The organism is Candidatus Hakubella thermalkaliphila (assembly GCF_013281975.1).
Classification (GTDB): Bacteria; Actinomycetota; Humimicrobiia; order Hakubellales; family Hakubellaceae; genus Hakubella; species Hakubella thermalkaliphila.
In genome coordinates this window covers 1-757 of sequence record NZ_BLRZ01000387.1, presented here as the reverse complement: position 1 = coordinate 757, position 757 = coordinate 1, and the positions used below count along the sequence as shown (strand labels likewise).

The window sequence follows — 757 nt, the reverse complement described above, 5'->3', positions numbered from 1 at the left end:
TATCAAGATGGGAGTTATGGAAATACAGGCCACTTAGAGGTTGTGGAAGTAGCATATGATGTGGGCAAAGTGAGTTATGAGAATCTTGTCAAATTCTTCTTTGAGATTCATGATCCAACGCAGGCTGATGGCCAGGGCCCGGATATTGGCGAGCACTATCTATCCGCCATCTTTTTCAATAATGAAGATGAGAAAATGACTGCTCATAAGTTGATAGATATCCTCAAGAACAAATCATACAAAGTCGTAACAAGAGTACTCCCCGCCAGCACATTCTGGAAAGCGGAAGAGTACCACCAAAACTACTACGATAACAACAAAAAGAAACCATACTGTCATGTGTATGAAAAGAAGTTCTGATAATACATCCTTTGCTCGGGAGAAGCTTTTTCAAGGCGTCGTTATTCTGATTAAGAGGCTGAAGGTCATAAGTCTCATCGAAGAGATGTGAGTACACATAACAAGGCGCTGCACTTGACCGTTTTTTCGCTACGCTCAAAAACGGCAGGTGAGCTTGGTCATTAGCTGGCTCTCTGTAAGTTGTGGTCGTCTTGGAGAATAGTCATGGATACAGTCAGAAGGGTTAGCCAAATACTCAAGAGCCATCCTACCCTGGAAGGGGCAGGCGTGCATTTGAAGCGAGCTTTTGGTTTTCAGCAGATGCCTCGCCTTGACCCATTTTTATTGCTGGATGATTTTCATTCGGACAAGCCAGAAGAATATCTCCCCGGTTTTCCTTGGCACCCCCATCGCGGCA

At 44.5% G+C, this 757-nt stretch carries 1 protein-coding gene and 1 pseudogene; both read left to right on the top strand.

Features of this window, described 5'->3' with window-relative positions; genetic code table 11:
* The coding region (locus HW443_RS12320) for a peptide-methionine (S)-S-oxide reductase (RefSeq protein ID WP_176238349.1) at positions 1-360 on the top strand (360 nt) is incomplete at its 5' end.
* Positions 361-564: 204 nt separating this feature from the next.
* A pseudogene (locus HW443_RS13115) lies at positions 565-757 on the top strand (pirin family protein); the annotation flags it as partial.